Annotated in this window: 20 protein-coding genes, 2 tRNA genes and 2 pseudogenes; 12 read left to right on the forward strand and 12 right to left on the reverse strand. The window is 69.4% G+C overall.

Going from position 1 to position 20,768, the window contains the following annotated elements; genetic code table 11:
* Positions 1-25 precede the first annotated feature (25 nt).
* The 3 genes and pseudogenes from ACFQ2D_RS01830 (at position 26) to tadA (ending at position 2,040) form a co-directional block, all read left to right on the forward strand.
* Positions 26-1,012: an aldo/keto reductase gene (locus tag ACFQ2D_RS01830; RefSeq protein WP_280941895.1), complete on the forward strand. Its 987-nt coding sequence runs from the start codon at positions 26-28 to the stop codon at positions 1,010-1,012.
* Positions 1,013-1,122: 110 nt separating this feature from the next.
* Positions 1,123-1,440 (forward strand): annotated as a pseudogene (locus ACFQ2D_RS01835) (GNAT family N-acetyltransferase); the annotation flags it as partial.
* A gap of 108 nt (positions 1,441-1,548) precedes the next feature.
* Positions 1,549-2,040 carry a tRNA adenosine(34) deaminase TadA gene (gene tadA / locus ACFQ2D_RS01840; protein ID WP_386795545.1) on the forward strand — a complete coding sequence of 164 codons (492 nt, stop codon included), beginning with the start codon at positions 1,549-1,551 and terminating at the stop codon, positions 2,038-2,040.
* A gap of 14 nt (positions 2,041-2,054) precedes the next feature.
* Here the strand turns inward: tadA and ACFQ2D_RS01845 are convergent, their stop codons facing one another.
* The gene (locus ACFQ2D_RS01845) at positions 2,055-2,540 is read right to left on the reverse strand and encodes a DUF2721 domain-containing protein (protein WP_280941896.1); all 486 of its coding nucleotides are present in this window, start codon (positions 2,538-2,540) and stop codon (positions 2,055-2,057) included.
* A gap of 61 nt (positions 2,541-2,601) precedes the next feature.
* Here ACFQ2D_RS01845 and orn point away from each other — a divergent pair, with 61 nt between their 5' ends.
* Both orn and ACFQ2D_RS01855 read left to right on the forward strand, forming a co-directional pair.
* A complete protein-coding gene (gene orn / locus ACFQ2D_RS01850; RefSeq protein WP_280942056.1) occupies positions 2,602-3,183 on the forward strand; it encodes an oligoribonuclease in 582 nt (193 codons plus the stop codon).
* A 55-nt stretch (positions 3,184-3,238) separates the two neighbouring features.
* Positions 3,239-4,135, forward strand: coding sequence for an EcsC family protein (locus ACFQ2D_RS01855; protein WP_280941897.1), 897 nt, complete (start codon positions 3,239-3,241; stop codon positions 4,133-4,135).
* 85 nt (positions 4,136-4,220) lie between these two features.
* On the opposite strand, the gene ppsA is transcribed toward ACFQ2D_RS01855, so the two are convergent.
* Positions 4,221-6,626, reverse strand: a complete 2,406-nt coding sequence (gene ppsA, locus ACFQ2D_RS01860) for a phosphoenolpyruvate synthase (protein WP_280941898.1) — start codon at positions 6,624-6,626, stop codon at positions 4,221-4,223.
* 118 nt (positions 6,627-6,744) lie between these two features.
* On the opposite strand from ppsA, the gene ppsR reads away from it, so the two are divergent.
* Positions 6,745-7,566, forward strand: coding sequence for a posphoenolpyruvate synthetase regulatory kinase/phosphorylase PpsR (gene ppsR, locus ACFQ2D_RS01865; RefSeq protein ID WP_280941899.1), 822 nt, complete (start codon positions 6,745-6,747; stop codon positions 7,564-7,566).
* 135 nt (positions 7,567-7,701) lie between these two features.
* Entirely contained in the window at positions 7,702-8,193 is a 492-nt protein-coding gene (locus ACFQ2D_RS01870; RefSeq protein WP_280941900.1) for a DUF1249 domain-containing protein, read from the forward strand.
* Between the two features lie 228 nt (positions 8,194-8,421).
* Here the strand turns inward: ACFQ2D_RS01870 and ACFQ2D_RS01875 are convergent.
* Positions 8,422-8,497, reverse strand: a tRNA-Glu gene (locus ACFQ2D_RS01875).
* Between the two features lie 58 nt (positions 8,498-8,555).
* Positions 8,556-8,631 (reverse strand) — tRNA-Ala (locus tag ACFQ2D_RS01880).
* 713 nt (positions 8,632-9,344) lie between these two features.
* Between ACFQ2D_RS01880 and ACFQ2D_RS01885 the strand changes: the two genes are divergently transcribed.
* Positions 9,345-9,842, forward strand: coding sequence for a hypothetical protein (locus ACFQ2D_RS01885; protein ID WP_280941901.1), 498 nt, complete (start codon positions 9,345-9,347; stop codon positions 9,840-9,842).
* A gap of 27 nt (positions 9,843-9,869) precedes the next feature.
* On the opposite strand, the gene cydB is transcribed toward ACFQ2D_RS01885, so the two are convergent.
* From cydB to ACFQ2D_RS01920, 7 genes are all read right to left on the reverse strand, one after another.
* Positions 9,870-10,883 carry a cytochrome d ubiquinol oxidase subunit II gene (gene cydB / locus ACFQ2D_RS01890; protein WP_280941902.1) on the reverse strand — a complete coding sequence of 338 codons (1,014 nt, stop codon included), beginning with the start codon at positions 10,881-10,883 and terminating at the stop codon, positions 9,870-9,872.
* A complete protein-coding gene (locus ACFQ2D_RS01895) occupies positions 10,883-12,286 on the reverse strand; it encodes a cytochrome ubiquinol oxidase subunit I (RefSeq protein WP_280941903.1) in 1,404 nt (467 codons plus the stop codon). The genes cydB and ACFQ2D_RS01895 overlap by 1 nt, the downstream gene beginning before the upstream one ends.
* A 52-nt stretch (positions 12,287-12,338) precedes the next feature.
* Positions 12,339-12,815 carry a DUF2269 family protein gene (locus ACFQ2D_RS01900; protein ID WP_280941904.1) on the reverse strand — a complete coding sequence of 159 codons (477 nt, stop codon included), beginning with the start codon at positions 12,813-12,815 and terminating at the stop codon, positions 12,339-12,341.
* Entirely contained in the window at positions 12,806-14,233 is a 1,428-nt protein-coding gene (locus ACFQ2D_RS01905) for an SDR family oxidoreductase (protein WP_280941905.1), read from the reverse strand. The genes ACFQ2D_RS01900 and ACFQ2D_RS01905 overlap by 10 nt, the downstream gene beginning before the upstream one ends.
* Before the next feature lie 187 nt (positions 14,234-14,420).
* Positions 14,421-16,082, reverse strand: a complete 1,662-nt coding sequence (locus tag ACFQ2D_RS01910; protein ID WP_280941906.1) for an FAD-dependent oxidoreductase — start codon at positions 16,080-16,082, stop codon at positions 14,421-14,423.
* A gap of 111 nt (positions 16,083-16,193) precedes the next feature.
* Positions 16,194-17,279 (reverse strand): BON domain-containing protein, encoded by a 1,086-nt coding sequence (locus ACFQ2D_RS01915; protein ID WP_280941907.1) that lies wholly within the window; start codon positions 17,277-17,279, stop codon positions 16,194-16,196.
* Positions 17,272-18,132, reverse strand: a complete 861-nt coding sequence (locus tag ACFQ2D_RS01920) for an SDR family oxidoreductase (protein WP_280941908.1) — start codon at positions 18,130-18,132, stop codon at positions 17,272-17,274. The genes ACFQ2D_RS01915 and ACFQ2D_RS01920 overlap by 8 nt, the downstream gene beginning before the upstream one ends.
* A gap of 578 nt (positions 18,133-18,710) precedes the next feature.
* Between ACFQ2D_RS01920 and ACFQ2D_RS17020 the strand changes: the two are divergent.
* A pseudogene (locus tag ACFQ2D_RS17020) lies at positions 18,711-18,833 on the forward strand (uracil-DNA glycosylase family protein); the annotation flags it as partial.
* A gap of 380 nt (positions 18,834-19,213) precedes the next feature.
* Here ACFQ2D_RS17020 and ACFQ2D_RS01930 read toward each other — a convergent pair.
* Entirely contained in the window at positions 19,214-19,516 is a 303-nt protein-coding gene (locus tag ACFQ2D_RS01930) for a DUF3247 family protein (RefSeq protein ID WP_280941909.1), read from the reverse strand.
* A 203-nt stretch (positions 19,517-19,719) separates the two neighbouring features.
* On the opposite strand from ACFQ2D_RS01930, the gene ACFQ2D_RS01935 reads away from it, so the two are divergent.
* The 3 genes from ACFQ2D_RS01935 (at position 19,720) to ACFQ2D_RS01945 (ending at position 20,756) form a co-directional block, all read left to right on the forward strand.
* Positions 19,720-19,893, forward strand: coding sequence for a hypothetical protein (locus ACFQ2D_RS01935; RefSeq protein ID WP_280941910.1), 174 nt, complete (start codon positions 19,720-19,722; stop codon positions 19,891-19,893).
* A gap of 41 nt (positions 19,894-19,934) precedes the next feature.
* On the forward strand, positions 19,935-20,456 hold the full coding sequence (locus ACFQ2D_RS01940) for a cysteine hydrolase family protein (RefSeq protein ID WP_386795546.1): 522 nt from the start codon (positions 19,935-19,937) through the stop codon (positions 20,454-20,456).
* A gap of 129 nt (positions 20,457-20,585) precedes the next feature.
* Entirely contained in the window at positions 20,586-20,756 is a 171-nt protein-coding gene (locus tag ACFQ2D_RS01945) for a hypothetical protein (protein ID WP_280941912.1), read from the forward strand.
* Positions 20,757-20,768: the final 12 nt, after the last annotated feature.

Below are 20,768 nucleotides of genomic sequence, written 5' to 3' on the forward strand. Positions count from 1 at the left end.
GGCTGGCCGGCACAGGGAGCGTTACATGCAATCCAGACCCTTCGGCCGCACCGGCCGCAACGTTGGCGAGATCGGCTTCGGCGCCTGGGCCATCGGCGCGGCCTGGGGCAAGGTCGACGACGCCGAGTCCATCGCGGCGCTGCACGCGGCGCTCGACGCCGGGCTCGACTTCATCGACACCGCCGACGTCTACGGCGACGGCCATTCGGAACGCCTGATCGCGCGCGTGCTGAAAGAGCGTGGCGGCGAGCGCCCGTTCGTGGCGACCAAGGCCGGGCGGCGGCTGCCGGCGCAGGCGGTCGAGGGCTACAGCGCGGAGAACCTGGAGTCCTGGATCGACCGCAGCCTGCGCAACCTCGAGGTCGAGACGCTCGACCTCGTGCAGCTGCATTGCCCGCCGACCGATGCCTACTACCGCCCCGAGATCTTCGAGCGCATGGACCGGCTGGTCGAGCGCGGCAAGATCGCGCGCTACGGCGTGAGCGTCGAGCGCGTGGAAGAAGCGCTCAAGGCGATCGAGTACCCGGACGTCGCGAGTGTCCAGATCATCTACAACATGTTCCGCCTGCGCCCGGCGCAGCTGTTCTTCCGCGAAGCCCAGCGCCGCGGCGTGGCGGTGATCGTACGCGTGCCGCTGGCCAGCGGCCTGCTGAGCGGCAAGTTCCGCGCCGATACGCGTTTCGGAGCCGACGACCACCGCCAGTTCAACCGCCGCGGCGAGGCCTTCGACGTGGGCGAGACCTTCTCCGGCGTGCCCTACGAGGTCGGCCTGGCCGCGGTCGAGAAGCTGCGCCCGCTCGTGCCCGAAGGCGCGACCCTGGCCCAGCTGGCGCTGCGCTGGATCCTGATGGACGAGGCGGTGTCGGTGGTGATTCCAGGCGCGCGCAATCCGCAACAGGCGCTGGCCAATCTCGCCGCCGCCGACCTGCCGGCGCTGCCGGTCGCCACCATGGACGAGGTGGCGCGCATCTACGACCAGGACATCCGGCCGCACGTCCACCAGCGCTGGTGATGGAAGGCGAGGCACAGCCGCTGCGCATCGTCCCGGCGCGCGCGGAGGATCGCGAGGCGCTGGCCGCGCTGCTGGTGGAGACCGTGGCCGCGAACGGCTCGGTCGGCTTCATGCACCCGCTGGACCTGGACGATGCGCGCGCATTCTGGGACGGCGCGCTGCACTCGGCCGCGCGCGGCGAGCGCGTGGTGCTGTGCGCCTGGCGCGACGGCCGAATGCTGGGCACCGGTTCGCTGCTGCTGGTGGCGGCGCCCAGCCAGCCGCACCGCGGCGAGTTGACCAAGGTGATGACCACCGCGGCCGCGCGCGGCACCGGCGTCGGGGTCGCCCTCGTTGCCGCGCTGGAGCAGGCCGCGCGCGAGCGCGGCCGCCGCCTGCTCACGCTCGATGCCTCCCTGGTCGAGGGCCCGGCGGCGTTCTATCGCCGGCTCGGCTACCGCACCGCAGGCGACATCCCCGAGTACGCCTACAAGCCGCACGGCTTGCTGGCCGCCACGCGCGTGCTCTACAAGCTGCTCGACGATTCGAGGCAACTGCTGAAGGCGCCAGCCTTTGACGCAGCGGCCGACGAACGCTGGATGCAGCACGCCCTGGCCCTGGGCGACCGCGCGCAGCGGGAGGACGACGAGATCCCGGTCGGCGCCGTCCTGGTTTCGGCCCAGGGCGAGATCCTGGGCGAGGGCTGGAACCGCAACATCTCCGACCACGATCCCAGCGCGCACGCCGAGATCATGGCGATGCGCGAAGCGGGCCGCCGGCTGGGCAACCATCGCCTGCTCGGCAGTACGCTCTACGTGACGCTCGAGCCCTGCGCGATGTGCGCGATGGCGCTGGTGCACGCCCGCGTCGCGCGCCTGGTCTATGGCGCTGCCGATGCCAAGACCGGGGCTTGCGGCAGCGTGTTCGACCTCGTGGCCGATCCGCGCCACAACCACCGCGTTTCGGTGCAGGGCGGGGTGCTGGGCGAGGAAGCGGGCCGGCGCCTGTCCAACTACTTCCGTGCCAAGCGCGGCAAGCCCCCGCTGTAGCGGCGGCGGGAACCTCAGTCCTGCGGCGAGGCGCCGCGACGGTTGGCGAAGCGGTGGCGGTCGTCCATCTCGTCGTTGATCGCGCGCACGGCCATCGACGCCTCGCTGGCCAGCAGCAGGCTCGATCCGAACATCGCCAGCACGCCGAGCACGGCCATGATGGTCGGGCCCGGTCCGAACGCGTGGTCGAAGAACGAATCGCCCGCGACCAGCAGGCTGGTGCCGACGAAGCAGCTGATCGCCACGTACAGCAGCTGGCTGGCGCGCAGGATGATCTGGCTGCGGCGGCGCTGCACCACCACGCGCTGCTCCAGGACGCGGCGTTCGGCCGGGTCCTCGATCTCCGCCAGGTCCTTGAGCAACTGGCGGGCGCGGTCGATGATCCGGGCCAGGCGCGCATTGGCCGAGGCCAGGAGCGCGGCGGTCGCGGTCAGGAAGAACGCGGGCGCGAGCATCGCGGTCAGGATCGCGTAGTGGGCCAGCGGGGCGTTGGATGGCATCGGGGAGGGCGGTGGGGGCGACGGGGTTATCATGCCCCGTCCCGACAATCGCCGCGAGCGCATGGCACAGCACGACAACGCACAGGGCAACGGCCGCCTGGTCTGGATCGACCTGGAGATGACCGGACTGGATACCGATCGCGACTCGATCCTCGAGATCGCCACGGTCGTCACCGACGCCTCGCTCGAGGTGCTGGCGGAGGGCCCGTCGCTGGCGATCGCGCATCCGCTGGCCACGCTCGAGGCGATGGACGAATGGAACCGCAACCAGCACGGCAAGTCCGGGCTGTGGCGGCGGGTACTGGAAGAGGGCGTGGCGATGGACGAGGCCGAACAGCGCACGCTCGAGTTCCTGCAGCAGTGGCTGGGTCCGCGCCAGTCGCCGATGTGCGGCAATTCGATCTGCCAGGACCGCCGCTTCCTGCACCGGCAGATGCCGTCGCTGGAACGCTTCTTCCATTACCGCAACCTCGACGTCAGCACGATCAAGGAACTCGCGCGGCGCTGGGCGCCGCAGGTGCTGTCGGGCGTGCGCAAGGCCGCGGCGCACACCGCGCTGAGCGACGTGCACGATTCGATCGAGGAGCTGCGCCACTACCGTCGGCACATGGGGCCGTTGTCGGGGCTGCCCGCGGCCGGCTGAACCGCGTGCCGTGCCGGGGCTGCGGCGTGCCCGTCCGGGGCGCTAGCATCGCGGCATGGCACAGATGATCGAACCGGCCGAAGGCCTGTCCCACGCGACCCTGGATGGCGCCGAGCTGCGACGCGCCGTCGCCCTGCTGGAAGCGCCCACCATCACCGCGCGCATGGCCAGCCTGGTGGGCACGCCGCTGGAGTTCGCGGTGCGCGCGCTGCCGGACTCGGTGTCCGGCCGCATCCACGGCGCGGTCGAAGCGGCGCTGTACCGTTCGGCGCAGGTCGCGTTGTGGAGCATGGACAACGCTCCGGGCCGCGGCGCTTCGACCCGCTGGCACAAGCTGGCCGCGGCCACGACCGGCGCGGTGGGCGGCGCGTTCGGCTTCGCCGCGCTGTTCGTCGAACTGCCGGTGTCGACCACGATCATGATGCGGGCGGTCGCCGACGTCGCGCGCAGCGAAGGCTTCGATCTCTCCGAGCCGGGCACGCAGCAGGCCTGCCTGGAGGTGTTCGCGCTGGGCGGCAAGTCGGGCAAGGACGACGCCAGCGAAACCGGCTACTACCTCGCCCGCGGGTTCACGGCCGACGTCATGCGGCACCTGTCGGCCGAACTGGCCGGCCGCAGCCTGGCGGGGCAGGGCCTGACCGGCGGCATCGGCTCGAAGGAGGCCGGCAAGTGGCTGGCCAAGCTGGTCGAGAAGGTGGCCACGCGCTTCGGCGTGGTGGTGACCGAGAAGTTCGCCGCACAGGCGGTGCCGATCGTCGGCGCCGCCACCGGAGCCGCGCTCAATACCATGTTCACCGACTACTACCAGGACATGGCGCGCGGCCACTTCATCGTGCGGCGACTGGAGCGTCGGTACGGGGAGGATGCGGTGCGCGAGGCCTACGACCGGCTGGCGCGCGAGGGGAAGGCAGTGCCCGCAAGGCCGTTCACGGAGCGGGCCGGACGCGGTTAGGCCGGACGCCCGGGTCGCGCGGGGCGACCCCGATGGATCGACCGACGGCCCGCGGCATGCCTGCCGCGAGCCGCCGTGAGGTGGCTCAGCCCCTGGCCTTCGACTTGGCCAGCTTCAGCCAGGTGTCGACCACGGTGTCGGGATTGAGCGACACCGACTCGATGCCTTCCTCCATCAGCCACTGCGCCAGGTCGGGGTGGTCGCTCGGGCCCTGGCCGCAGATGCCGACGTACTTGCCCTTGGCGCGCGCGGCCTTGATCGCCATCGACAGCAGCTTCTTGACCGCCGGGTTCCGCTCGTCGAACAGGTGGGCGACGATCGAGGAGTCGCGGTCCAGGCCCAGGGTGAGCTGGGTCAGGTCGTTGGAGCCGATCGAGAAGCCGTCGAAGATGTCCAGGAACTCCTCGGCCAGCAGGGCGTTCGAGGGCACCTCGCACATCATGATGATCTTCAGGCCGTTCTCGCCCTGGCGCAGGCCGTTCTCGGCCAGCACTTCGACCACCTTGCGGCCTTCCTCGAGCGTGCGCACGAAGGGAATCATGACCCAGAGGTTCTCGAGGCCCATCTCGTTGCGAACGCGCAGCACCGCGCGGCATTCCAGGGCGAAGGCCTTGGCGAAGGACGCATCGACGTAGCGGCTGGCGCCGCGGAAGCCGATCATCGGGTTCTCTTCGTGCGGCTCGTAGTTCGGGCCGCCGATCAGGTTGGCGTACTCGTTGGACTTGAAGTCCGACAGGCGCACGATCACCGGGTTGGGCGCCACCGACGCGGTCAGGGTGGCGATGCCCTCGGCCAGGCGGTCGACGTAGAAGTCGACCGGAGAGGCGTAGCCAGCGGTCTTCTCGTCGATCTTCTTCTTCGTCTCCGCGTCCTGGCGGTCGTACTCGAGCAGCGCGTTGGGATGCACGCCGATGTGCGCGGCGATGATCATCTCCAGGCGCGCGAGGCCAATGCCGGCGTTCGGCAGCTGGCCGAAGTCGAACGCGCGCTCCGGGTTGGCGACGTTCATCATGATCTTGAGCGGCGCCTCGGGCATCGAGGTCAGGTCGGTGGTGATCCGCTCGAAGGGCAGGGTGCCGTCGTAGATGAAACCGGTGTCGCCCTCGGCGCAGCTCACCGTCACCGGCTTGCCGTCCTCGATCGCGTCCAGCGCGTTGCCCGTGCCGACCACGGCCGGCACGCCCAGCTCGCGGGCGATGATCGCGGCGTGGCAGGTGCGGCCGCCGCGGTTGGTGACGATGGCGGACGAACGCTTCATCACCGGCTCCCAGTCGGGATCGGTCATGTCGGCCACCAGCACGTCGCCGGGCTGCACGCGGTTCATGTCCTCGAGGCTGCGCACCACGCGCGCCACGCCGCTGCCGATCTTCTGGCCGATGGCGCGGCCCTCGGCAATCACGGTGCCGCGTTGCTCGAGCGAGTAGCGTTCGATCTGGGTCGCCTTGGCGCGCGACTTCACCGTCTCCGGACGCGCCTGCACGATGAACAGCTTGCCGGTCACGCCGTCCTTCGCCCACTCGATGTCCATCGGGCGGCCGTAGTGCTGTTCGATTACGAGCGCCTGCCTGGACAGCTCATGCACGTCGGCATCGCTGATCGAGAACGTCTTGCGCAGTTCTGCCGGCGTGTCCTCGGTGCGCACGCGTTCGCCGGGCTGGTCGGAATACACCATGCGCAGCTGCTTGGCGCCGATCGAACGGCGCAGGATCGCCGGCTTGCCGGCCTTGAGCGTGGGCTTGTAGACGTAGAACTCGTCCGGGTTGACCGCGCCCTGGACGACCATCTCGCCGAGGCCGAAGCTGGAGGTGACGAACACCACGTCGCGGAAGCCCGACTCGGTGTCGAGGGTGAACAGCACGCCCGAGGCGCCCACGTCCGAGCGTACCATCAGCTGCACGCCGGCGGACAGGAACACGTCCTCGTGCTTGAACCCGTGGTGGACGCGGTAGGCGATGGCGCGGTCGTTGTAGAGGCTGGCGAAGACTTCCTTGACCTTGCGCACGACATCATCGGCGCCGGTGACGTTGAGGAACGTCTCCTGCTGGCCGGCGAAAGACGCATCGGGAAGGTCCTCGGCGGTGGCCGAGGAACGCACCGCCACGGCGATGTCGCCGCCGCCGTTGTCGGCGCACAGCCTGGCGTAGGCCTCGCGGATCTCGCGGTCCAGCTCGGGCTGCAGTGGCGCGTCGATCACCCAGCCGCGGATCTCGCCGCCGGCCGCCGTCAGTGCGTCCACGTCCTCCACATCCAGCGTGGCCAACCGATCGAAGATGCGCTGGTGCAGCGTGTTGTGGGCGATGAAGGCGCGGAAGGCTTCGGCCGTGGTCGCGAAGCCGCCGGGGACCGACACCCCGAGTCCCGACAACTCGCCGATCATCTCGCCGAGCGAGGAATTCTTGCCGCCCACCTGGGCCAGGTCGGACAGCCGCAGGTCGTGCAGCCAGAGGATGTTGGCCGTCGATCCGGACGGTTGCGGTGCAGGCTGGTTCAAGGCGGAACTCCCGAAACGTGGCGAAAGACGAAAACAACCGGGCGGCGCCCGGTCGAAAAGGACGTTATTTTAGCCCCCATGCAGGCCACGGCAGGCGCCCGTAGGCAAGGAGACAGCGTTGTCAACGACCAGACCCGTGTTCTATGTTTCCGATGGCACCGGCATTACCGCCGAAACCGTCGGCCACAGCCTGCTGACCCAGTTCGGCGGACAACGGTTCCACACCAGCCGTATTCCCTTCGTGGACAGTGTCGAGCGGGCCTTCGAAGTGGCCGAACGCATCCGCGCGGAAGGGGAGGCGCGGGGGGTGCGGCCGATCGTGGTCAACTCCTCGGTCAATCCCGAGATCACGGCAGCGCTGGGGCACAGCGGCGCGCTGATGCTGGACGTGTTCGAGCCCTTCATCGCACCGCTGGAAGCCGAGCTGGGCGAGCAGCGGCAGGCCAAGGTCGGGCAGGCACATGGCATGGTCGACTTCGAAACCTACCACCGCCGCATCAACGCGATGAACTTCGCGCTGGCGCACGACGACGGCATGTCGATCAACTACGACCAGGCCGACGTGATCCTGGTGGCGGTCTCGCGGGCCGGCAAGACGCCGACCTGCATCTACCTCGCGCTCCACCACGGCGTGGCCGCCGCCAACTATCCGCTCACGGACGAGGATCTCGAACACGATCGCCTGCCGCCGCGGCTGCGCGCGCACCGGTCCAAGCTGTTCGGACTGACGATCGACCCGGTCCGGCTGCAGCAGATCCGCCAGGAGCGGCGCCCGGATTCGTCCTACGCAAAGCTCGAGACCTGCAAGCGCGAGGTGGCGGCGGCCGAGAAGCTCTTCCGTGCCGAGCGGATCCCGGTGCTCAGCACCACCCACGTATCGATCGAGGAAATCTCGAGCAAGGTCATGTCGACCCTGGGCCTGCAGCGGGTCATGTACTGAACGGGGGAGGGCGCGTGCGCGTCGCGTGAGGGCGGGAGTTGCGCCTGATGGCCGCCGGCGACTTTCTTAACGTAGGGGCTTTGCAGGGTTTATTCAATCCTGCCCGCGCTCGGCACCAGCGTGTAGGATCGAGCCATGCACCAGGTCGCCAAGCGCAGCGCACAGATTCCCAAGCTCGGTCGGTTCGGCTGGCTGATGGGGCTGTATGCCGAGAACTACCAGCGCATCACCCGGCTGTTCGAACCGGGCGACCTGGCGCCGGGCCGCTATGTGTCCAGCGTGGGCAACGGTCTGGACGTGCGATTGGACGTGCTGGAGCAACACGCCTACACCAGCGAGCTCCGCCTGACCTACACGGTGCGCGACCCGCTGACCGGCGAACCCGACCCCTCGGCCTTCCTGCGCCTCTACCGCGACGCGCGCCAGGCAGAGGCGACCCACTGTTACGTGGGCCGGCGCTGGCAGGACGTGATCGGGATGTACCCGCCGGCAGCCGAAGTGCTCGACCACCGCATGCGGATGAACACCTTCCTGGGCAAATGGCTGCAGTACCTGGCCGAGGGTGGACACGGCGTGGCCACGCTGCGGCAAGTGGCCGCGCGGGTGGATCTGGCGCCGGTGGAGTGACCGGGCCGCGGCGTCCGTCGCGCGCGAAGTCCGGGCGATGCGAGGCATGGCCGGGGGCGGTCCGGGTGCATCGGGAACGCTGGCATCACGGGTAGAGGCGCCTGCTGGATCCGGCGCTTGCGTCGGGTCGCAGCGGCGCTGCGGCAGCAGTTCAACCGCTGCGGGGTTCTGCCTGTGAGCAAGATCCCGTAAACGACAACGCCCGCTTGCGCGGGCGTTGTCAGAAGATGGCGTCCCCACGGGGATTCGAACCCCGGTCGCTACCGTGAAAGGGTAATGTCCTAGGCCTCTAGACGATGGGGACGCGGTAAACAAGTTGTTCGTTACCGCGCGGCCTGTGCAGCGGAACGTGCAGCGAATTGTGGTGGAGCCAGGCGGGATCGAACCGCCGACCTCCTGCATGCCATGCAGGCGCTCTCCCAGCTGAGCTATGGCCCCACGGGCTGGAAAGCGCGAAATTGTAGGGGCGGTTTCCGAGTCCGTCAACAGGATTTTTTCAACGATCCGAAGAGCGTTCGATGGCGGCATCGCTTCGATCGCCGCTGCGCGATTTTGATACGGAATGCGCGTGCTGGATACGGGGCGCGTGTGCATGTCCGGCGCGAACGCGGTGAAGCTGCGCTGCATCGGACCGGATGCGCGCCGCTGGGTGCCGGAAGCCAGGCTGGCTGTCGGCTCCATCGATCAGGCGCGCGGCTGCCCGGAGTGGGTGCAGAGGTGCCGGGCCCAAGGACGGATCCTGTCGCCATGCGCTGTGTGGACGACATGCGTTGGGACACGCGCCATCTGGCCAAGTCCACGGATGGAGGGAGTCGATGTCTTCGCTGGCCATAGGCAGTTCAAGGCCGGCCCGCATCGCCGGAGGCAGTTCAACGCCCAGCGGCGCCGTCGAGTAAGCAGCCAACTCGCGAGAATTGGCGCAGGCAGATTATAACATAATATGCATTATGCGAAATCAAGAGCGACCTTGGCTGGACCTGCCGCCTTCCCAAAGCGCCGTAATGCCTTCAGCGCACCCCCAAAGCTCGCTGCTCCGCCCAACGCTTCGCTTTACTCCTTTGCGATCTCCACTGCCGCTGTACACGTTCGCCGCACACGCAGCTACCTAGACTTCGGGCATCGATCCCAGGCTTAAGCCAGCGAGGTCCAGCATGTCCATCAAGCATCGCAGCGTGTTCAAGACCGGCAGCGTCGAGGACGCCAACCGCGTGGCGCGCCTGGCCACGCAGGGCGGGATTCCCGACGACGACGTCCGCATCATCGCCCGCTCGGATACCGAGGTCCGGCGGGTCAGCAACCGTCGCAAGCTGGCCGACAGCGACCTGGTGCCGTCCGCGATGCGCGGCGTGCTGATGGGCGCGGTGATCGGGCTGGTGGCCGGTATCGCGATCATGCTGCTCTGGGGCATGCCGGCTTACGCGCTGATCTTCTCCACCGGCATCGTCGCCGCGATGGGCGGCCTGGGCGGATCGCTCGCGGGCGCTTCGATCCGCGATCCGATCCGGCGCCAGTTCCAGGCGGAGCTGGAATCGGGCAGCGTGCTCGTGGTCGTCGATGCCGAACCCGAGAAACTGCCTGCCGTGCAGCAGGCGCTGGAGGGCGCGGGTGCGTCCCGCCTGTCCTACGACGCGGCCACGGCCCTGAGCTGAGTCATCGCGCCGCGCCTGGCGGAGGGTTCAGTGGTAGCCCTGCTCGGCCAGGATCTTGCCGCGGAACACGCGGTAGGACCACGCGGTGTAGCCCAGGATCACCGGCAGCAGCACGGCAACCCCCGCCAGCATGAAACCCTGCGAGGAAGGCGGCGCGGCCGCTTCCCAGATCGTCAGCGACGGCGGCACGAGGTAGGGCCACATTCCCAGCACCAGCCCGGCGAACCCGAGTCCGAAGAAGCACAGCGTCAGCACGAACGGGCGCGCATCGCGGCCCTGCGCCATCGCGGCCCGCCACAGCGCGAACGCGGTGAGCAGGGTCAGCGCCGGCACCGGTGAGAGCCACCAGAAGTTGTTGTCCTCGAACCAGCGTTCCATCACGCGCGAATCCAGGAACGGGAGCCAGGCGCTCACCAGCCCCATGAAGACCGCGACCACCAGCACCAGCGGGCGCGTGAGCACGCGCGCCACGCGCTGCAGGTCGCCTTCGGTCTTGAGGATCAGCCAGGTGCTGCCCAGCAGCGCATAGCCGAATACCACGGCGGCGCCGGTCAACATCGAGAACGGGCTGAACCACGACAGCAGCCCGCCGATGTAGCGCCCCTCCTCCACCGGCATGCCTTCGACCAGCGCCCCGAGGATCACGCCCTGCCAGAACGCCGCGCACAGCGATCCCAGCGCGAACGCCCAGCCCCACAGCCAGCGCGTGCTGCCGGCCTTGAAGCGGAACTCGAAGGCGACGCCCCGGAACACCAGCGCCACCAGCATCAGCAGCACCGGCAGGTACAGCGCGGATAACACCAGCGCGTACGCGGCGGGGAACGCGGCCAGCAGCCCCGCCCCGCCCAGCACCAGCCAGGTTTCGTTGCCGTCCCAGATCGGCGCGGCCGTGTTCATCATCAGGTCGAGCTGGTCCTCGTCCTCGGCGAACGGAGCGAGGATGCCCAGGCCCAGCACGAAGCCGTCGAGGACGACGTACATCAGCACGCCGAAGCCGATGACCCCGAACCACACGACGGGCAGCCAGGTCTCCACCGGCATCAGCGTGTCCCCTCTTCCAGCGTGGCGTCGGCGGCGCTCAGCGGCCGCGCCGGCGTCCGGTCCCCGCCCTCGGTCTCAGGCTCCGGCTCGTGCGGCAGCGGTCCGCGGCGCAGCATCTTCAGGATGTAGGCGGTGCCGAAACCGAACACCACCGCATACGCGAACATGTAGACGCCCAGCGAGATCGCCACGCTGGCCGTCGTGATATCGCTCACGGCGTCCGCAGTGCGCAGCTGGCCGTACACCACCCAGGGCTGGCGGCCGATCTCGGTGACGAACCAGCCGGCGAGGATGGCGACGAAGCCCGAGGGCAGCATCACGTTCCAGGCCAGGTGCAGCCCGCGTGCGCTCTCCAGCCGGCCCTGTCGCCAGCGCAGGCCCGAGGCCAGCGCCAGCAGCAGCATCGCCATGCCCAGTCCGACCATCACCCGGAACGCGTAGAACACCGGGGCCACCGGCGGACGATCCTCGGGCAGGGCGATGTCCAGCGCCTCGATCTGCCCGTCCCAGGTGTGGGTGAGGATCAGGCCGCCCAGGCGCGGGATCGCGATTTCCTGGCGATTGGTGGCGGCGGCCTGGTCGGGCACCGCCCACAGCAGCAGCGGCATCCCCTCGCCTTCCGGCTGGCGCTCCCAGTGGCCTTCCATCGCCGCGACCTTGAGCGGCTGGTGCTCGGCGGTGTTCAGGCCGTGCAGGTCGCCCGCGAGGATCTGCAGCGGCACCACGATCAGGGCGAAGGCGATGGACAGCTTGAGCATCCGCAGGGCCGGATCGCGGTGCAGGCCGCGGCGCAGGTACCAGCCCGATACGCCGCCGATCACGAAGCAGGTGGTCAGGAACGCGGCCAGCGTCATGTGCACGAGCCGGTACGGGAACGAGGGGTTGAAGATGACCTCGCGCCACGAGGTGACGTGGAACATGCCGTCGACCAGCTCGAAGCCGCGCGGTGTCTGCATCCAGCTGTTGGCCGAGAGGATCCAGAAGGTCGAGATGAGCGTGCCCAGCGCGACCATGCAGGTGGACAGGAAGTGCAGCCGGTCGGGAACGCGCTTCCAGCCGAACAGCATCACGCCGAGGAAGGTCGCTTCCAGGAAGAACGCGGTCAGCACTTCGAAGCCCAGCAGCGGCCCGATCACCGCGCCGGCGCGCTCGGCGAATACCGACCAGTTGGTGCCGATCTGGAAGCTCATGACGATGCCGCTGACCACGCCCATCCCGAACGACACCGCGAAGATCTTCAGCCAGAAGAAATACAGGTCCTTCCACACCGGGTCGCGGGTGCGCAGCCAGCGGAATTCGAGGAACGCCAGCCAGCTCGACAGTCCGATCGTGAAGGCCGGGAACAGGACATGGAAACTGATGACGAAACCGAACTGGATCCGCGACAGGAGCAAGGCATCCATCGATGCTGGATAGCATCGCGCCCGCTAAGGACCGGTGAATCCGATGGCGGGGTCACCCCGCGAACGGCACCTGCCGCGACACCATCATGTAGAAGATCGCCAGGAACGACACCAGCGCCGGCACGCCCAGCGCGGCCCAGGCGCCGAGGTGCGAGGCGTAGGCCGGCGGAAGCTCGCGCCCGTCCTGCGCGGCGTCGACGGCGATGTCGCGCAGGCGGATCTGCAGCCAGACCACGGGAAGCCAGCACAGGGCCGCGATGACGAACAGGACGGTCGACCAGAAGATCCACGGCGTGGTCCAGTGCAGGCCCATGCGATGGGCCAGGTAGAAACCGCTGAGCGGCTGGAAGACGATCGTCGTGGCGGTGAAGATCCAGTCCGCGGCCACCACCAGTCTGGCGACCGGCGCCACCACGCGCGCGTCGCGCGTCCAGCTGACGAAGAACAGATAGAACGCCGTGCCGATGCCCGTCCCGAACAGCAGCGTGGACGAGAGCACGTGCAGGTATTTGACCAGGATCAGGTCCATGGCTTCCGGTCGAGCGACCACAGGGCGAGGATCATCGCGAGCAGCGGCAGGTTCTTGAGCACCGGCCCGAACGGATGCAGCCACTGTGCCGGCAGCCACAGGGTGATGATGGCCGTGTAGCCCAGCACCAGCAGCAGTTGCCCCAGGTACACCGGCTGGCGCCAGCGCCGAGCCAGCAGTCCGATGCCGAGGGCGATGTCGAGCAGGGCGGCCGTGACCAGCGCGGCATCGGCCAGCGCCCCCCGCAGGCCGACTTCGGCCAGCAGGGCCAGGCTCGCTTCGCGCGGGTACAGCCACAGCGAGACGATGCCGGTGGCGATCCACATCGCCGCGAGCGCCAGGCGCATCAGCGGCACGCTCCACCCCAGCAGGGCCGGCCAGCGCAGGTCCGCCGCTCCGGCGACGAATGCGGCCGGATCGCGCGCATCGCGGCCCAGCCACTGTGCGAAGGGCGCCGGATCGGCGGTGTTGCCCGCATCCAGCATCGCCAGCGCATCGGCATTCACGGGAAGCGCGGGCGACACCTTGCCGAGAGCCGCGGCCCCGAGACTCGCCACGGCACGGGGAACCGGAACGCTCGCGCCGGGTACGCCCATGGCGCGGCGGAACAGGTCGAGATACCGGTGCAGCGGCAGCGGCCGCGGGCCGACCGCGTCGAGCGAGCCCGGCACGCTTCGCGCCTCGACAAGCCGGACCAATGCGTGGACCAGATCGTCCAGATGGAGTGGTTGGACCTGCTGGGTACCGCCTCCCGGCAACGGCAGCAGCGGCAGGCTCGCCAGCTGCGCGAACCAGCGCGTGCTGGTCCCCGCCGGCGCGAAGACCAGCGACGGCCGCACGATCGCATGGTCGATGCCGATCTCCCGCAGCAACCGCTCTGCCCTGCCCTTGCTGGAGAAATACGGCAACGGCGAGGCGGGGGCCGCGCCCAGTGCCGAGAGCTGCACGATGCGGCGCACGCCTGCGCGACGCGCGGCGTCGAAGAGCGCCAGCGGGCCTTTCACGTGGACTGCATCGAAGGACTGGTCTGCTGGTTCGCGAAAGATGCCGACCGTATTCACCAGTACGTCGACGCCGGCGAGCATGTCCAACAGCGCACGGTCGTCGGGCAATGCGCCAAAGTCGATGCCGGGCGTCCCGGCGGTGGCATCCGGGCGCCGGCTTACGAGGAGTGGATCATGTCCCTGCAAGGCCAGCGCCTTCGCCAGTGCCGAGCCGATCAGCCCCGCCCCGAGGACCAGCACGCGCAGCCGGGCGGCACGCCCATGTCCTTCGCCGCCCGCGTGTTCGGCTCGGGAGGCCTCGCCAGTGCGTTGAGCACACTCGTGGTGTCGGTCTTCAGCCGGCGCCGCAGCGGGGCGACCGCCGCCGGCACGAATGCCGCCAGCCAGTGGCTCTGGTATCCGCGGGCACGGCATGTCTCGCGTCCTTCGCTGCGGTACACCGCGACAGGCTACGCGATACACCACGCCAGTTCGCTGCTCTGGGCTTGCGTGTACGAAACGACGCGTCCCGCGCAGGCCCCCTTGCGCGGGCAGGTGGTCCGTGCCGCAGGCACCGCGGCGCTCGCTTACGTCGTGGACTACCACGTCGTCCCCCGCCGGCTCAGTCCCGGCTTCGAGCACCGGATCGGACCGGCCGGCGTGGCGGCGGCGTATGCCGCGTTCGGGCTGGGCCTGCTGCTGGCCAGCCGCTGCGCGCGACATGCGAAGGTGCGGGCGGTGGTGAATCCGGGTCCCGCGCGGCGGGGTCGAGCGCGACGGGCGCCAGCGGCTCGCTCGCCGGGCCGTTGAGGACGGCGCCGGTCGTCGCCTCGAAGCGCGACCCGTGGCAGGGGCAGTCCCAGGACTTCTCCTCGCTGCTCCAGCGCACCACGCAGCCCATATGGGTACAGCGCGCATCGTGCGCGTGCAGCGCACCATGCCCGTCTCGGTACACCGCGATCCGGTGGAGTCCGCGGCGGATCACCGCACCGTTGCCCGGCGTGAGTTCGGCCGGATCGGACAGATCCGCGGGCGCCACCCAGTCGCGGTACTGGGCCCCGGCGTTGAGGTTCTCGCGCAGCCATGGGCCGGCGCTCGTCCAGCGCCGCCGCGCCGGATCGTAGAGTTCGGCCCACGGGTTGGACCGACCCTGCACCAGGTCGCACAGCAGCAATGCGCCCAGGGTGCCGTGGGTCAGGCCGTTGCCCGAATCGCCGGTCAGCAGGTAGACGTTCTCGTGCTGCGGGTCGGCGCCGATGAAAGCGAGCCCGTCGGCGGGCTCGAGCACCTGCCCGGACCAGGCGGCGGTAAAGCGGGTGACGGAGGGGAAGTGCCGACGGGTCCACGCCTGCAGCCGCGCATAGACTTCCGGATCGTCGTCCTGCCCGACCTTGTGGTCCGCTCCGCCTGCGAGGACCAGCACCTCGTCCGCTCCGCCACCCTCGCACAGGCGCACGTAGTGGTAGGGATCGGCGTCGTCCCAGTACAGCGCGTCCGGAATCGAATCCCGAGGCGCATGGCCGGCCACCACATAGGTGCGGTACGGCGCCTGCTTCATCCAGCCGACGCGGGTTGCGTGGAACGGCACGTTCGAGGCTGCCACCACCGCACGCGCCTGCAGCGTGGCACCGTCGGCGAGCACCACGCGCGGCGCATCGCCGCCTTCGATGGACGCGACGTTGGCGCGTAACAGCTGCGCGCCCGCCTGCCGGACGGCGCCGGCCAGGTGAAGCAGGTAGGCGCCGATATCGATCCTGGCCTGGTGTTCGAACCGCAGGACGGGTGCGGGGATGGCCAGGCCAGGCACTCCCTGGTCGAGCAGCTGCACCTTCAGCCCCGCGCGTGCGGCCGCCTCCGCCTCGCGTCGCAACGTCGATGCATCGCCATCGTGGGGAAACAGGTAGCCCGGGATGCGCTTGAAGCCGCAGCCGGAGGAGTGCCCCGACGCGAGGATCTCGATCCAGTCGATCGCAGCCGCATGGCTCTCGGCGGCCAGGCGGGCGCCATCGCGGCCGTGATCGCGGGCGAGCACGCTGAAGCGGTCGTCCAGTGCGGATGCGAGATGGGCGCTGGTGCGGAGCGTTTCGCCCGCGCCGATGCCTTCGCGGTCCACCAGCAGGACCTGCCGGCCTTCGCGCAGCAGGCAGAGCGCCGTGCTCAGGCCGGCGATGCCGGCGCCGACGACAACGATATCGAGCGGTCCTTCAGGAGCGGCCTCGCTCCACCACCCGGCGGTTTGGGCGGTCACGTCGCTCCAGACCGGGATCGTGCGCGCAGTCCCCATGTGCATTCCAGACTCTGGCCAGGCGGCAGGGTGCTTGGCCAAGGGTGAAGGCGCGGTGCACCACCGCGCCTTCTGTGCCCGGCATCCATACGGAAGCGGGCCGGTCTCCGCTCAATGCGGTGACTGCGGCTCCTGCGGCGACATGCTGGCCTGCGCCGGCCCGGCGCCTGTACCCGCGCCGGCGGCGGTGGATCCCGACGAAGGCGCCGAGGTCGCCTTGGCCTCCTGGTCCGTGGACGCGCCGGGGGAAGATCCCGCGCCCGTCGAATACGACTTCGAGCCGGGCCGCCCATCTGGCGAGTACGTCGCACCGGACCTGGCTCGCCCGGTGTCGAAGTCGCCTTGCGCGACGGGCTCCTCGGCGGAGACGCGGATGCGGTTGTCCACGTCCTTGACGCCGGAGACCGCGTCGGCGATGTCCTCGGCGCGATGCTTCATCCAGCGCGTCGGCACCCGGCCCTCGAGCACGATGCAGCCGCGCTCGCAGCGCACCTCGACGTCCGTGGCGTCGACGATGGGATCGTCGCAGAGCCGTTCGTTGACCTCGTCCAGGATGCGCTCGTCCGACCGCGTGTATCCGCGGGGACCGCGGCCGCGATGACCGCCATAGCCCTGCGCCCGGTAGGTGCGTTCCCAGCGGCCGGCGACCTCGTCGAAGCCGCGCTCGTGGCGTGTCCGGCCACTGCCTGAGGGTGCGCCGGTCTGGCTGCGCCCTTCCCCGCCGAATCCGTAACTGCCGGGCAGGTAGGTCTCGGCCCAGGCCTCGAACGGGTCGTCGCGCCTGCCGCCGCGCTGCGGTCCGCCGCGGCCGCGTGCCAGCCGGTCGGCATGGTCGTCGAAGTCGCGCGCGCGGTGGTCGTCGTAGTCGTAACCCGCCCGCGCGCGCGCGTCGTAATGACCGCCGGTGGAAGAAAACGCAGTCTCGTCGGGGGCGTAGGGGCCGAAGTCGTCGTCCTTGTCGCGGAAACCTCCGCGCGGTGGGCCGAACCCCTCCTGGCTGGCGCGATGGCCCGGCCCATGGTGTCCGCCGTCCCGCTCCTTGCGTGTCGCCGCGTGCAGCCACTCGCGGCCCTGCTCGAGGTACTGGGCGCCGGTTTCGAGCAGCCGTTCGGCGACGGCGCGCAGCTCTCCGACGCCGGCCACGTTGCGCTCGTCGTCCAGGCGCGAGCCGCGGCGTGATCGATGGGAATTACGCACTGATATGCCCTCCTCCGTTGACGTGGATGGTCTGGCCGGTGATGAACGACGCCTCCTCGCTGGCGAGGAAGACGTAGGCCGGGGCCACCTCCGCCGGCTGGCCGGGGCGCTTGAGCAGCGTCGAGCCACCGAACTCCGCGACTTCCTCGGCGGTGAAGCTGGCGGGGATGAGCGGCGTCCAGATCGGTCCCGGCGCGACCGCGTTGACCCGGATGCCCCGCTCGGCCACCGCCTGCGCCAACGAGAAGGTGAGCGCGTGGATGGCGCCCTTCGTCGAGGCGTAGTCGATCAGCTTCTCGTGGCCGCGTACACCGGTGACCGACCCGGTGTTGATGATGCTGCCGCCCTCGCCGAGGTGCTCGAGCGCGGCCGTCGCCAGGTTGATGTAGGCGAAGACATTGGTGCGGAAGGTGCGTTCGACCTGCGCCGGGGTGAGCTGCCGCGGATCGTCCACCGTGTGCTGTTCGGCGGCGTTGTTGACCAGGATGTCGAGCCTGCCGTGCTCCTCGATTGTCCTGCGCACCAGCTCGCGGCAGAACGCGGGTTCGCCCACGTCGCCGGCGATGCGGGTGCAGGTCGCGCCTTCCGCCGCCACCAGGCGCTCGGTCTCTGCCGCATCCTGGTCCTCGTCGAGATAGCCGATCACCACGTTCGCGCCCTCGCGCGCGAAATGCAGCGCCACCGCGCGGCCGATCCCGCTGTCGCCGCCGGTGATCAGGGCAACCTTGTCCTTGAGCCGCCCGGAGCCGCGGTAGCTGTCGCGGATACTCATCGGCTGCGGATGCATCTCGGACTGCCGGCCCGGCTGGTGGGTCTGCTGCTGGGGTGGCGGCGTCTGTGCGTCGTCGTTCATCTCGCGCTCCATGCCTGTCGAGCGCGCACCTTGGCACCTGGGCCGTGCAGTCCACGTCGCGGCCGGCTTCAGGATTCGGTAACCGCCCCTGTTCACGCACGCATCGCCCGTGCGGTGGGAGGCTCACCCGTCCCCGCCCGTGGAGATTCCGATGTCCTCGATATGCGCCGCACTCGCGGCTGCAGCCTGCCTGCTGCTCGCCACCGCCTGCGAAAAGCACCAGGAACCCATCGGCACGGTACCGGCCGACGACGTCCCGGCGGTTCCCGCGCCGGGGTCCGGCACTGGGGCCGGACGAGAAGGCGTCGATTGCGACCGCACCACGGGCGCGGAGCGCGAGACCTGTCTCCGCAACAATCCGCCCGCAACCGTCACGCCTGCCGAGCCGCAGCAGAACCCTCCGCCTGGGGAGTGAACGCCTCGACGGTTCCCCGGGTTCGCCTGGCGCTCGGTGTCGACGAGGTGCCGGCGGGGAGCCTGTCGGCGCTGCGCCGGCGGGCACGCGAATGCAGGGTGTGTCCGATCTGGCGACCACGACCCAGACCGTCTTCGGTGCGGGAGCGGCGCGTGCGCCGCTGATGCTCATCGGGGAGCAGCCGGGCGCGCAGGATGATATCCAGGGCAAGCCTTTCGTCGGGCCCGCCGGGCAACTCCTTCGCCAGCTGCTGGACCAGCCGGCATCGGCGCTGGCGAGGTCTACCCGACCAACACGGTCAAGCACTTCAAGTTCGAGGCACGGGGTAAGGCACGCCTCCACAAACGCGCCAACGCCGCGGAACAGGCGGCTTGCCGCCCGTGGCTGGCGGCGGAACTGCAACACGGATCAGACCCAGGGTGATCGTCTGCCTGGGCGCGCTGGCGGCGCAAACGCTTTCCGGGCGCGGCTACCGCCTCACCCGCGAACGGGGAGGCTGGCGCATCGTCGGTCCCATGCCTCAGCGACATCGACGGCACCCCTCCGCCATCCGGCGCATGCGTGGACCCGAGCGCGAAGCCGCGCGGGCGCAGCTTCTGGCGGATGTACGCAGCGCGAAGGCGCGCGTCCGGATGGATGCCTGGAGGAACCGCCTGCGGCCGCCGGTCAGGCGCCGGGTGCCTCGCCCGACGGGCGATGCGCGACGTCGCGGATGTCGTCGAGCCAGAAGTACCGCGTGACCCCCATGCCGCCGATATTGTCGAGCTTGAGGACGCCGTTGACGCCTTCGTTGCCGGCAGGATCGACGAAGGTCTGGAGGCTCGGCTTCATCAGCACCACGCCCGAGAACGTCTCGCCGTTGGCGAGGGTGACGAGCACGTGTTCCTCTTCTTCGAGGGCATCGCAGAGCGACGTCAGCCGCTCGATGTCCTGCTGACGGGTATGCACCCGTTCCGCGCGTTGCGCCATGGGATTGGCCTCGTGTCCGACTGCAGGCGATGCTACGGGGGCGGCTGTCAAATCGGTGCCTGCGCAGCCGTGCAGGCAAGTCGACGGATGCGCGCGGTTCAGCAGTGCGCGATGCGGGTGAAGGGCCCACGCCGCGCGACCGGGGTCACGCGGATTCAACGCGGCCTGCGCTATCACAGCCCTCCCCAGGCGAGGGCCATGCCATGAGTCGCGACAGAAAGGATCCACCCAAGTCCCAACCTCCGGAACAGGAGAGCCCGGCCGAGCGCAGGGAACGCAAGGAGCGCGAAAGCGAGAACCAGGACGAGGCGCTGGAGGAGACCTTCCCCGCCAGCGATCCGGTATCGCCCTTCATTCCGGCCAAGAGGCCCGAGTAATGGCGCAGGCGGGACCGCCGGCCGCACTGCTGGTGATCGACATGATCAGCCTGCTGGATTTTCCCGGCGCCGAACGCATGGCCCCGCGGGCGGTCGCCGCCGCGCGCCGGATCCAGAAGCTGCGTGGCGCCTTCCATGAACGTGCTTGGCCGGTCGTGTTCGCCAACGACAACTTCGCCCGCTGGCATTCCGAATTCCGGGAACAGGTGGCGATGGCGATGCACGCGGGCGGCGCGGCCGGCGAGATCGCCACCTGTCTCGATCCCGGGCCGCGCGATCACTATGTGCTGAAGCCCAAGCACTCCGCGTTTCTGTCCACGCCCCTCCCCGTCCTTCTGGCCAAGCTGTGCGTCCGGCGCCTGCTGCTGACCGGGATGGCGCTGGAGAGCTGCGTGCTGGCGACCGCGGTCGACGCGCACTCGCGCGAGTTCGAGGTCGCGGTGGTGAAGGACGGGGTTGCAGGGGCCCCCGACCTGGCGGCGCCCACGTTCAAGGTGCTGGAGGGCGCACATACCGCGCGCGTCATGACCAGCCGGGCCGCCCTGGCATGGGCTGCGCGCTAGGCAATTGCGGTCAACTTACGCGAAGTTCGGGGAAAATAGTGTCCGATCAAGCGCAATCCAGCGCCAGTTGACGAAATTTTACAGGCTTCACGCTATGGTGACGCTCACCATCCGCAACCGAAGACCCTGATGGCGCCCAAGACCAATAACACTGTCCTCCGCAAATCCGGCAAGGCCGGCGGCAAGCAGGCCGCCTCTCTCACCCGCGAGCAGATCGAAGATCACCTGGCGGCGTTCCGCAAGGCTGGCGGCAAGATCGAGAAGCTCGGCAACACCAATACCTTCAAGAAGATCGGCTGAGTCCCGCCACCG

The organism is Luteimonas composti (assembly GCF_042678665.1).
Taxonomy (GTDB): Bacteria; Pseudomonadota; Gammaproteobacteria; order Xanthomonadales; family Xanthomonadaceae; genus Luteimonas; species Luteimonas composti.

Excerpts from the sequence above, each read along its gene's own strand:
- ACFQ2D_RS01895 (WP_280941903.1), bottom strand. The coding sequence starts at position 12,286 with ATGGATGCCTTGCTCCTGTCGCGGATCCAGTTCGGTTTCGTCATCAGT.
- ACFQ2D_RS01940 (WP_386795546.1), top strand. The coding sequence starts at position 19,935 with ATGATCAGCCTGCTGGATTTTCCCGGCGCCGAACGCATGGCCCCGCGG.
- ACFQ2D_RS01900 (WP_280941904.1), bottom strand. The coding sequence starts at position 12,815 with ATGGACCTGATCCTGGTCAAATACCTGCACGTGCTCTCGTCCACGCTG.
- ACFQ2D_RS01945 (WP_280941912.1), top strand. The coding sequence starts at position 20,586 with ATGGCGCCCAAGACCAATAACACTGTCCTCCGCAAATCCGGCAAGGCC.
- ACFQ2D_RS01870 (WP_280941900.1), top strand. The coding sequence starts at position 7,702 with ATGCACCAGGTCGCCAAGCGCAGCGCACAGATTCCCAAGCTCGGTCGG.
- ACFQ2D_RS01935 (WP_280941910.1), top strand. The coding sequence starts at position 19,720 with ATGAGTCGCGACAGAAAGGATCCACCCAAGTCCCAACCTCCGGAACAG.
- ACFQ2D_RS01920 (WP_280941908.1), bottom strand. The coding sequence starts at position 18,132 with ATGAACGACGACGCACAGACGCCGCCACCCCAGCAGCAGACCCACCAG.
- ACFQ2D_RS01845 (WP_280941896.1), bottom strand. The coding sequence starts at position 2,540 with ATGCCATCCAACGCCCCGCTGGCCCACTACGCGATCCTGACCGCGATG.
- ACFQ2D_RS01930 (WP_280941909.1), bottom strand. The coding sequence starts at position 19,516 with ATGGCGCAACGCGCGGAACGGGTGCATACCCGTCAGCAGGACATCGAG.
- ACFQ2D_RS01905 (WP_280941905.1), bottom strand. The coding sequence starts at position 14,233 with ATGCCGTGCCCGCGGATACCAGAGCCACTGGCTGGCGGCATTCGTGCC.
- orn (WP_280942056.1), top strand. The coding sequence starts at position 2,602 with ATGGCACAGCACGACAACGCACAGGGCAACGGCCGCCTGGTCTGGATC.
- ACFQ2D_RS01885 (WP_280941901.1), top strand. The coding sequence starts at position 9,345 with ATGTCCATCAAGCATCGCAGCGTGTTCAAGACCGGCAGCGTCGAGGAC.
- cydB (WP_280941902.1), bottom strand. The coding sequence starts at position 10,883 with ATGCCGGTGGAGACCTGGCTGCCCGTCGTGTGGTTCGGGGTCATCGGC.
- ACFQ2D_RS01830 (WP_280941895.1), top strand. The coding sequence starts at position 26 with ATGCAATCCAGACCCTTCGGCCGCACCGGCCGCAACGTTGGCGAGATC.
- ACFQ2D_RS01910 (WP_280941906.1), bottom strand. The coding sequence starts at position 16,082 with ATGGGGACTGCGCGCACGATCCCGGTCTGGAGCGACGTGACCGCCCAA.
- ACFQ2D_RS01855 (WP_280941897.1), top strand. The coding sequence starts at position 3,239 with ATGGCACAGATGATCGAACCGGCCGAAGGCCTGTCCCACGCGACCCTG.